The organism is Polaromonas sp. P3_C2 (genome assembly GCF_056402675.1).
The window spans coordinates 1-11,556 of the sequence record NZ_JBFUGX010000234.1 but is presented as its reverse complement, the minus strand read 5'-3'; the positions used below and the strand labels follow the sequence as shown (position 1 = coordinate 11,556).

Annotated in this window: 2 protein-coding genes; one reads left to right on the top strand and one right to left on the bottom strand. The window is 65.0% G+C overall.

Annotation, left to right across the window (positions count from 1 at the left end; translation table 11 throughout):
• Positions 1-5,302: 5,302 nt before the first annotated feature.
• On the bottom strand, positions 5,303-10,258 hold the full coding sequence (locus AC1DWI_RS11490; protein WP_477724864.1) for an RHS repeat domain-containing protein: 4,956 nt from the start codon (positions 10,256-10,258) through the stop codon (positions 5,303-5,305).
• Positions 10,259-10,727: 469 nt separating this feature from the next.
• Between AC1DWI_RS11490 and AC1DWI_RS11485 the strand changes: the two genes are divergently transcribed.
• Positions 10,728-11,556 (top strand): hypothetical protein (locus AC1DWI_RS11485; protein WP_477724863.1); only part of this gene is annotated, 829 nt, incomplete at its 3' end.

Genomic DNA, 11,556 nt, shown 5'->3' with positions numbered 1-11,556 from the left:
CTCCACAATGGCGCCGGTGCCGATGTAGTAAGCGGAATTAGCGCTGTTGACACTGTAGATGCCCACAGCCGGGCGCACGGTGCTGAGCAGGCGGTTGAGTTTGTCGTAGTTAAAGGTGGTGACAAAACCGCGCGCGTCGGTGGCCTTGACGCGGTTGCCGAAGGCGTCGTAGCGGTAACTGGATACGGCGGCGTCCGCGTGGATGTCTTGCACCAGATTGCCGGCGGCATCAAATACCTGGCCGTTGACGTTGCCGTTCGCATCTTTCAGGGCAACCTGGCGGCCCATGCGGTCGTAGTAGATATTGGTCACCGGGCTGCCTGCGCCCTGGTTGCCGCCGCTGTCGGGCTGGATCTGCTGGATCAGCTCATTGCTGGCGTTGTAGCGATAGCTGGTTTTCCAGTTCGCGGAGCGCGGGTCGTTGATCTCCAGCACGTTGCCCCAGCGGTCGGTCTTCTGGTTGATGACCGGGCGAACCCACTGGCTGTCTCCGTTCTGGACGGCGGTTTGCCCCAGCTGGGCACCAGCACTCTGGCTGACCGAGCTGCTGCCCGCTGCCGTCGTATTGCTGGCGTAATACTGCGTCGGGATATAGGTAGAGACCGAATACGGTACGGCGACCACCACATTGCCGCTCCACTGGTAATGCTCGGCCAGTTGCGTGCCGTAGATGTAACCGGTGCTTTCGTCGTATCCGACAACGACCTGGTACGCGATGGGCGGGCCGTAAATAGGCTTGCTCGGGACCGTCATGTACTGAGCCGGGTCCGGCGGCAAATACCACACGTTCGAATACACCGGCGCCTGGTAGCTGTAAGTCGTGGGAACGTAAATCGTCTGGTAGATGATGTTGCCGGATTCATCGCGCGCATAAATCGGCTGCATGCTTTCGTCGTACCCGATGATGATGGGTGGCCCTTGCGTCGGCACCTGCACGGTGTAGTACGCCGTGGTGTAGCTGGTCAGCGTCCACACGGGGTAAGGAACGCCGACAACGACATTACCGCTCCACTGGTAATTGGCACCCAGCACCGTGGTGTAGACGGGTTGGCCGGATTCGTTGTAGGTGACCGTTTGCACCATGACCGGCGCGCTGTACTGGGCGTTCGTGTACCCGGTGATGTAGTTGGCCGGATTGGCCGGGGTGATCCACTGGGTCTGGACGTAGGGCGCGACGACCGCGATCTGGCCGGTGGCGTGCGCGTAGGGAGCTCCCTCCCCGGCGTGTATCCAGAGCAGTTCGTACTCGTAGGTGCCCGCGCCCAGGTTGCTCACGTCGGCGCCATCGTAGCCACCGCCGCGCGGAGCCACCGTACGGACCTGCCAGGCACCAGTGCTGCCGGCCGGCCTGACGCGCAAGACCTGTTCGACGCCTGCGCCCGGGCTTGCCCAGCCGTAAACGCCGGTCTGGACAAAGCCCAGCGGCGCGCTGATGGTTGACAGGGCCGGCATCGCCATCGACAGGTTGCCGGTCGCCGTGGTCCGCGTCGCGGCACYGGGCGGCGTGGTCAGCACCCGGTATTCATAGTTGCCTATACCGAGTGCGGACGCGTCAAAGCGCAACGCGTCGCCGAAATTGGTCAGGGCTACGTTGCTCCAGCCGCCGCTTCCGGCGGTGCCCGCAGGGCGCAGCTGCAGCTGGATGTCGGTCCCGGGGTCGGTGGGCACGGCCACTTCAATGGTGTTGCCGCTATAGCCCAAGCTGGTCTGGTCGCTGATTTGCTGCCAGTTGCCCTGCAGGTCTTTCTTATAGAGACGCAGGCGCGTTACGCTGCCAAGGCCGCCGTTAATGGTGCCGGCAGGATCTTGCCAACTCATGGTGACGCCGCTGGCGCCTTGCTCGGCGGTCAGTATCTGGCTGCGGCTACCCGCGGCGCCGCCGGCTTGCACAACCGTTCCGATGATGTTTCCGGCTTCGTCCCTGGCATAGATCGGCTGGCCGGCTTCGTCGGTGCCAATGATGGTGGCACCCACAAAATTGGTATAGATCGGCGTCACGTAGTCCATGACCACCTTGACGTCGCCGCTGCCCAGGCTTGCGAGGCTGGTCCAGCTCAAGGACACGCTATTGGTGCCGGTCCAGCCCAGGATGTTGCCGGATTCGTCGCGCCCGATGATGCTTGAAGACGAGGAAACATAAGCGTGGGTGGCGTTCTGGCGCACCAGCACTCCGCCTTGCGTCTGCAGGCGCTCGGGCTGCAGCTGCTGTGTCAGATGGCCGATCGCGTCGTAGCGCATGTCGGTGCGGCGCACGTCGGTCAGCGCAGCAACCTGGTCTGCGCTGGTGAAAGCCAGCAGGTTGGTATTGGCCCGGCCTGAGCCGGCGCTGCGGATGTCCGCCGTCTGGTGTCCCTGCAGATCGTAGAGCGCGACCTTGTCGACGCCATCGCCGCCGTTAGTCCGCCAGATGTGGCCGGCGTTGTCATAGTCGAAATACTCCTGCCGCCCGCCATTGACGCCCTTGCGCGTCATCTCGCCGAAGGCGTTGTACTCGACCGCGGTGTCCACCACGCCGGCTTGCGCCTGGCTGACGGTGGTGATGCCGGAGCCGGTCGCCTGCGCGGCGCTGCCTTCCCATTTGGCGATCCAGTTGCCACCAGCATCCTGCTGCCAGATACGTATGTAGCTGAGCTGTGAAATGCCGCCGTCTGTTGCGCTGGCATTTCCCCAGCCTAACGTAACGCCGCCACTCGCGGCAGCGGCGCCGAAATCCTGTACCTGRCTCGCCGCGTGGCTGGGCGTGCCGCCATAGATAATGCCGGACTCGTTGGAGCCGACCGGGCTGTAGGTCGACAGCGTCTGGTAGTCGACCTGGACGCGCACCAAGCCGCCCGCAGCATTGACCAAGCTGGACCACGTCAGGGAAACACTGTTGCTGCCCGCCAGCGTCAGCGATCCCGCCTCATTCGCTACCGTGGTGGCCGAGCCGACCTGCACCGTATTGAGGCCACCCTGCAGCACGGTGGTGGAAGCCGGGTCAATGACGTGGGTCTGGCGGCCCAGCTTGTCGTATTGATAAGCCCGAAACAGTGTTCTGGTGACACCGTCATTGCCCGTGACGGCTTGCCATTCCTTGGCGATGCTGCCATGCGCATCGTAGGAGCTGTAGTGGTTGTAGCCTTGTGCGTCCGCGAGCTGGGTCACATGGCCCGAGCGGTCGAAATATGCCATGGTCTGGCGATCCGCTGCGTCGGCCGTTGCCGCGGTGTAAGCGCTCTCGCTGGCAGCGCTGGCACCCTTGGCAAAGTCGGTCTTGACGACCACGTTGCCGTAGGCATCGCGGCGAAACACCGTCAACGGGGTCAACACGCTGCCGTCGGCCGTGCTTGCCCGTGCAGGGGCCGCAATCGCCGTGACGCGGCCCATGGCGTCATAGTAGCTGTAGGTGGAGGCACCGGCGGCGTCAGTCGTGCGGGTCAGGTTGCCGACGCTGTCGTAGCCGTAGGTCGTACTCAGGTTGCCGCGTACGCTGGTCGCATTGCTGTTGTCGCTGTACTCGACGTTCACCCTGACTTCCGAGGTCTTGCGGTTGCCCCGGTCAAAGATGTATAGCGTGGTCCGGTCGTCGGCGCTGCCAGTGGCGGCCGGCGAGGCAGCGGCGGGAGATGCGCTGTTCCAGCCCGCGATCGCCGTGGCGAATTCGGTGTGCGCGCTGAGGTTTCCAGCGGCGTCGAAAGCCTGGGTGGTCAGGTAGCCCAAGGCGTCCACGCTGGCGGTTTGCTGGCCACGCTTGTCGAAATAGTTGGTGGTGGATGTCCAGGTATCGGTCGCCGGGTTTTTCAGCAAGGCGACGCGGATCAGGTTGCCGAATGCGTCAAAGGTATTGCGGGTGGTTTTTCCCGCAATGAAATACTGGCTGCCGTTGGCGGCGTCCGGGTCGTAGACATAGGTCTGCGGCTCGGTGATCCGGACAGCGCGCCCCACACGGTCATACTGGGTCAGGAGGTTGCGGTCCATGCCGTGGTTGACGCCTGCCCCGTTGACCGCGGCATCGACCTGAGCCACCGACAGGCTTGCAGGGTTGCCGTTCGGCAAAGTCGTCGCCGATCCAAAGCGCACCAGACGGGTGACCTCGCCCATGACATTGCGTGTGTAGCCGGTCACAAAGCCCAGGCTGTCGACCTCATAGCTGACATTGCCAAGCTTGTCATAGGCCTTGTAGCTGAAGTTGCCGGCGACGTCGCGGTTGGCGATGGCGTTTCCCAGCATGTCGTAGCTGACCTGGCTGAACAGCGTCTGCTGCGTTTCAGTACGCGTGGCCAAGCCTGTCGCGCCGTTGGTCGTGAGATTGTCGGTGGCGGCGTTGTACACGCCCACCGCGGGGTAGGTCGTCTTGACCTGCCGGCCGAGGGCGTCGTATTCATAGCTGGTTAGCCGCTGCTCCGCACGCCCGAAAGCTTCAGTGCGGGAAACGAGGTTGCCGAGCGCGTCGTATGCCAGGCGCGTGACAACACCTGCCGCGCCGGAGGCGGTCTCATTGACCTCGAGATTGCCGCCCGCATTCACCACCACGGATGTCAAGGAAACCTGAGGTGAGGTTTCCTGGATGAGGCGACCGCCCGCGTCGTAGTCGTAGGTCCAGGTCGCAGATTTCTTGTTCGTGAAGCTGAGCTTTTCACCCAGTCCGTTGTAGGTATTGGATTCAGTGAAACCCAACGCATCGGTGCTGCCCGTCAGGCGGCCCGCGGCGTCATAGACAAAGCTGCTGCTGCGGTCATTCGCGGCCGAAGCAACGACGGCGCCTGCGATCGCGGTGGCCGTGCCGGCCGTGGCCGCCGGTATGGCCAGGGCGTATTCAGTCACGCCCTTGATGGCGCCGGTGCCGTCGTACACCGTCTTGCGGACATAGCCCAGGGCATCAACACCGTAGACCTGGCGGTTGCTGGCGTCGAACACGCGCTTTTCCACGCGATCGTTCGCCGCGTCAGCCACGAGCAAGGCGCGAACCGCCGCTTCAGAGGCCGTGGCGCCAAGGGTCGACACATTGACGAGCGCGGCATAGCGCTTGAGCTGCACGGCGTTGCCGGCAGCGTCGAATGTTGTTTCGGTGGCCGCGCCGTTGGCATCAATGTCAAAGACTTTTCGGTTGGCCAGGTCGTAGGCAAAGCGCTCGATGCGGTCGTTGGCGGCATCGGGGACCACCGCGGACTGGATCGCCTGGGCGCTGGGCGTGCCGGCTGCCGTGGGCGCCGTCATGGCCGCAGCGTAGCTCAGGCGTTGCGCCACATTGCCATTCCTGTCGTAAACCAATTGTGTGATGCCGCCCAGGGCGTCGACGCTGAAGGTCTGGCGGTTGGCCTTGTCATAGGCGAACACGGTGATGCGGTCGGCGGCGCTGGCCGTGACGCTGGCCGGCGCGGCCGAGCCGGCGATGGCCGTGGCGTACTGGACGGTCTTGACGGTGTTGCCGTTGCTGTCGTAGACGAAACGCGTGACGGCGCCGACGCCGTCGGCACGGTACACCAGCCGGTTGGCCTGGTCGTACACATTGCGCACGCGCACATCGCTGCCGGAAGCCACGACTGCGGCCGTGATGGCCGCAGCGGTGGCAGTGGTTGCCGGCGCTATCGGCCTGGCGTAAGCCAGCCGCTCCAGCACATTGCCGTTGGAGTCGTAGACCTGCCGCGTCATACACGTACTTGACCACCTCGCCCAGGGCGTTGACCGTGGCCGTGAGCCGGCCGTCCCTGTCGTAGACGCGGTTCTCCACCAGGTCCGAGCCCGCGGCGGCAAGCACCCTGGCCTGGATTTGCGCCACGCTGGCGGCCGCCGGCAAGCCGGCCATATCCGCCGGTGTGATAGCCGTTGCATAGACCGTGGTCTTGACGACGCGGCCTTCCGCGTCAAAGCCGCTCTGCCTGACGTTGCCCGCCGCATCGACGGTGAACACCAGCCGGTCTCCCGCGTCGTAGGCGTAACGCGTGAGGTTGCCGTTCGCATCGGTGGAACTGGTGACGTTGCCGGCCTTGTCGTAGGCATAGCTGCGCGTGAGGTTCAGGCCCGTCGGGTCGACCTGCTCCAGAGTGCGGCGCCCGAGCTTGTCGTAGGTGTAGCGGGTGACCGTGCCGCGGGGGTCTGTCACCGTCAGCGTCTTGCCGCGCCCGTCGTAGCTGTAGGCCGTCACGAGGTTCAGGCCCAGGGGGTCGACCGCCTGCTGGGTCAGCTGGCCCTTGAGGTCGTAGCTGAACTGGGTGACGATGCCCAGCGGGTCGGTCACGGTGACTTGCTGGCCTTTGGCATCGTAGCCGTAGGTGGTGGTGAGGTTCAGGCCCGCCGGATCGACGGTGCGCGCCAGAACCCGGTTGGCGGCGTCATAGCCGAGCACCACCAGGTTGCCGTTGGCGTCCGTCGTGCTGGCCAGCCGGTTGCTGCGGTCGTAGCTCTGGCTGGTGGTGGTCAGCGCTGTTGTCGTGGTGAGCAGGTTGCCGTTGAGGTCGTAGGCAAAGCTGGTGGTGTTGCCCAGGCCGTCGGTCACGCTCTGGGTCTGGCCCAGGCGGGTCTGCACCGTCGTGACGCTGACGCTCTCGGGCGTGGTGACCGTGACAGAGCGCGCCACCTTGTCATAGCTGTAGCTCGTGACCTGGCCCAGGCCGTCGGTCTGCGTGAGTACCCTGTCGAAGGCGTCGTAGCTGCTGCTGCGCGTGACATTGAGCGGGTCAACGCTGGTGACGGCGCGGCCCAGCCTGTCGAAGGTCCGGGTGCTGGTGTGGCCGTTGGCATCGGTGCTGCTGGTCAGCCGGCCGAAGGCGTCGTACACGGCGGACGTGATGGCGTTGATGCCGCTGGCATCCAGCACGGCCCCGGTCGCCAGGCCGCGCCGGTCTACCGTGGTGGTCCGCGTCAGGGTTTGCGATGCGCCCAGGTCCTGCACGCGGCTGACTTCATTGCCGAAGGCGTTGTAGCCCAGGGCGGTGACATTGCCCAGCGCGTCGGTGCTGCTGGCCAGGCCGCCGAAGCTGTTGTAGGCATAGGTGGCCTTGCTGTCGAGCGCGGCATTCACCACGATGGCGGCGGTGAGCGCGGCATTGACCAGCCCGCCGGCATTGGCGCCTGTCAGCCCGGCCAGGTTGATGCGGGTGCCGTAGCTCACCGTGGACGTCAGCTGCCCCAGGGCGTTGTACTGGCTCTCGCGTACCTCGCCGAGCGCGTTGACCGTGTGCGTCAGATGCCCGTCGACGTCGTAGAAGAACAGCGTCTTATTGCCGTAGCCGTCGGTCGTGCTGGTGCGACGGCCCGCGGCGTCGTAGGCGTGGGTCAGGCCGTATTGGCTCCAGACGGCGTCGATCTGCGCCTGCGTCAGGCTGCCCGTGAGCAGCGCGCTGCCGACACCGGTGAGCTCGCCGACCAGGCGGCCCTGCAGGTCGTACTTCGCTGTCAGCGTGCGGGCCTCGGAGGTGCCGGCGGCGGACACCTTTTGTGTCAGGTTGCCTGTGCTGTCATACGTGAACTGCGTGACGGTGCCGGCGGCGTCGGTTGACGTGACGACGCGGTTCAGGAGGTCGTAGGTAGCGCTGCTGCTGCGGTCTTGCGCGCTGGCGGCCGGGCGAAGATCGGCAACCGTCGTGCTGGAGGTGAAGGCGGCCAGCGCGCCGGCGCTGACAGCCGTGGCGTAGCGGATGCTCTGGGTGAGGTTGCCGTTGGCGTCGTAGACCTTCTCGGTCAGGTAACCCTCGGCATCGATTTCGCCGGCCACCTGGCCCTGGGCGTTGAGCACCAGGCGTGTGGTGATGTCCCTGGCATCCGTGGCCGGCAGAAGCTGGGCCAGCGTTCCGCTGGCGCGCAGGGCCTGGGCGGTCACCGTGGCGTAGGCGGTGCGGCTGGCCAGGCGCCCGGCGCTGTCGTACCTCAATTCCGTGAGGTAGCCTTCGGCATCGAGGCTGGCGCGCAGCAGGCCGTCGTCGTCGTAGAAGTTTCTCTCGACGCGGTCGGCAGCGGCGTTGGCCGTGGGCGCAACACTGCCGGCGGCCGGTGCTGCACCCAGCGCCGCGGTTGAGATGAGGTTGGCGTAATGCGTGACGGATACCAGGCGGCTGGCGCCGTCGTACTGCATCTCGGTGACGGCGCCCTGGCCGTCCACCGTCTTGAGCAGGCGGCCGGCGCTGTCGTAGACGCGCCAGGACTTGAGGTCGGCGGCAACACCGGCCGGCCGCACCGCCGCCAGCGACGGGTTCAGCGGCTGGCCGGACCCGTTGACGAGGCTGGCCACATTCACCGCGCTTGCGTAGGCAATGGTCTGCGTGACCTGGTTGTTCTTGTTGTAGACGTATTCCGTCAGGCTGCCGTTGCCGTCGATGTCGGCGGTCTTGCGGCCGGCTTCGTCATACAGCATCCAGGCCCGCACGCCGCTCGGGTCCTGCGTCATCGTGAGACGGTTGTCGGCGTCGTAGACGTAAAGCGTGGTGCCCAGGTTGGCGGTCTGCGCGCTGCTTTGCGTGACGCTGATGAGGCGGCCAGCCGCGTCATAGGTGCTGCTGGTCGACAGGCCGTTGGCGAAGCTGACGGTGGTTTTGCGGCCGGCGTCGTCGTAGCTGGTCAGCGTGGTCTGCCCCAGCGCGTTCTGCACCGACAGCACGCGGCCCAGGCCGTCGTAGGTGTACAGGCTGACGCCCGCCGTCCCCGAGATGGTCTTGAGCAGCAGGCCGGCCTGGTCGTAGATGTATTGGGTCGTCGACTGGCTGCCGTCGGCAACGCCGTTGCCCGCGGCGTCGACCCTGGCGTACACCGTGACCGACTGCAGTTGCCCGCGTGCGTCCAGCACCCGGTCGGAGCGCGTGCTCAGGAGAAGGTTTTGCGCGCCGGCCCAGGTGGCCATGGCCGCTTCTGTGGGCACGGCCGTGGCGCCCAGGGCGGCCACGTTGTAGGCTGCCGCGCTGTACTGGATGCTGGCAACCTGCTCGCCCCAGGCGTTGTAGCGGAACTCAGTCACGCGCCCTGTCGGGCTGAGCACAAACCTCAGGAGGTTTTTGTTGGCGGCGTCGTAGACGTAGCGCGTCGTGAGCGGCAGGGCGGGCTGGCCGGCACCGGCGCCGTCCGGGTCGGCCACGGTATAGGTGGACTCGGTCAGCAGCTGGTTGCGGGCATCGTAGGTGCGCGTGACGGTGTTGCCACTCGCATCGCGCTGCAGGACCTGGTTGCCGTTGGCGTCGTACTCCATCGCCGTCGCCTGGCCCAGCGCGTCGGTGACCTGGGTCAGGTCGCCGGCGGCGTTGTAGGCAAAGCTGCTGACCCGTGCCACGCCGCCGACCGCGGGTGCCGTGATCTTGGTGAGCTGGCCTGCGCCGTCGTACTCGTAGCTGGTGACGAGGCCGAGCGGGTCGGTCACCGTGGTGCGATTGTTGACGGTGTCGTAGCTGTAGCTCGTGGTGTGGTTGAGCCCGTCCCTGACGGTGGCGACCCGGTAGTCGGCGCCCACTTGCACGTAGGTGAACGTCAGGCTGGTGCCGTCGCTCTGGGTGACGCTTGCCACGCGGGTGCTGGCGCCGTCGTAGGTGTAGGTGGTCTGGTAGTAATAGTTGTCTGCCGTGCTGGCGTCTTCCGGACTGAGGTCCACTCTCACCGAAGATAGGCGGTTGCTCGTGTCGTAGGCATAGGCCACGCGGGTGAGGGTCGTGCCGTCGGCCCTGACGGTGCGCACTTTGGAAACGTTGCTGCCCACGTAGTCGAGGTAGGTGACGTCGCCGCTGGCGCTGGTCATGCTGGAGAGCAGGCCCGAGGCGTTGTAGGCGTAGCTGGCGCTCGTGCCGCTGGCGTCGGTGGTGCTGGCCAGCCGCCCGGTGGCGGCCTCATACGTTTCGGTCAGGCCGGTGTCGCCGTCGGTCCAGACGTAGTCGCTGCCGACCGCCTTGATGGTGTCGTAGGCGCCGGCGCCGTCGGTGCTCACATAGGCGAGCCTGCCAGCGTCCCAGCTGTAGACCGACTCGCTGCCGTCCCGGGCGGTGCGGGTGAGGGTGCTGCCGGCAGCGTTCAGTGTGCCCGCCAGTTTCACCTGCTGGGCATAGGCCCCCATGGACCAGTTGTCGGCATTGTCGTCGTTGAGCTTGCCCTGGCTGTTGTAGGTGCGCAGCGCCGTCAGGTTCACGCCGTGCGCAACCAGGTAGTCGTCCCGGTCCTGCAGCACCAAATTACCATTGGCCACATTGACAAACGCCTGCTCGCCGCTTCGCCCCTGGCCGGCCGCCCCCAGCAGCCCGCCTCGCCCCAGCGTGGCCAATGACGTTGAACCCAAGCCCAGGCTATTGCCGCTGACGATCGCAACCATGTGATCTACCTAATGGTGAACCGCCGGCTCGGGCCCCTGCCCCTCACCCCTCCTCCAACCCTTTGGAGAACTGCTCAACGGTATTTCATCAATACATCCTCACATTTACCACTTTGTTTAGGAAAACCCTCAATCACCAGACCAACAGGCCATGCCATTTGCGGCGCAAGGCTTGATTTACCGGGATAGTGCAACGGCTGACGAGGTAGCCATGACAAGTGACAGCGGAGAACAAACGAATGCGATGGTCCGCAGAAAAAACAAACAAATTCCGAACTGCGCGGATATATTAGTGAGCGCTTCGCCGATGGGGCCGGAGCCTCTCCACTCTGTCCCGCACAACTCCGCGCGCCAGGCAGCCTATTACCCTCTTCGGAGACATCTACGTGCCTATTGACATCCGCATGACCCGCCCGCCGGCCGGGAATCTCCGGGACGACGCCTATGGGTGGATCACAGCATTCCCGCAATGACTCGCACAGGTACGCACAACAGCATCCTGAACCCCAGAGTGCCGGCGGCCGTCGAAGCCTGCCTGACCGATTGGGATCGCCTGGCGCCCATGCTGGCGGGCGCCAGTTGCATACGCAGCAAAGGCCGCAAAGCCATGCTGGTGGTTCGCCATGCGAGCGAGATTGTCGAGATAGAGGCGCCGGCGGTCCTGCTGGAGCATGTTTTCGCTTTATGCGACGGCACCCGCACTGCCAACCAGGCCGTCAGCAGCATTGCCGATACACAGGCCCGTGCAAAGTTTTCCGAATTCCTGACTTTTCTGCTCAGCGAAGGCGCATTGATCGATGCCAGCCTGGCGAGTGCTCATGCGGCGCGTTATGCGTTCCAGCTCAGCCCTTTGGGCATCAGAGCATCTCCCGCGCTCACTAACGGCATCGCGGGCCGGTTCTTGTGGAATACCGAGCAAGCGCCCAGTGCCTTGCCCGAGGCCGCCGTCACGGTGGAAAGTGCACCGCTTGACAGATTTCTGTCCTCCCGCGTAACCAGCAATACCTTTGACGATCGCACGGTATCCGCTTCTGCGCTGCATCAGCTGCTGTGGTCGCTTGCCGGGGTTGTGCACATCAAACATCCTCGCACAGGCTATTTGCCTCATCGGGCCCTTGCTTCAGCGGGAGGGATGCACCTGCTGGAAATTTACCTGGCACTGCAGCGCCAGGTCGATGGCTATGCGCCGGGGGTGTACCGCCTTCACTACCCGCAGGAGCGCATGATTTACCTGCAGAAGATCGGCGAAACTGCGGCGCAACTACCGCGCGCCTTCCTCAAGCCGTGGGAATTAACCT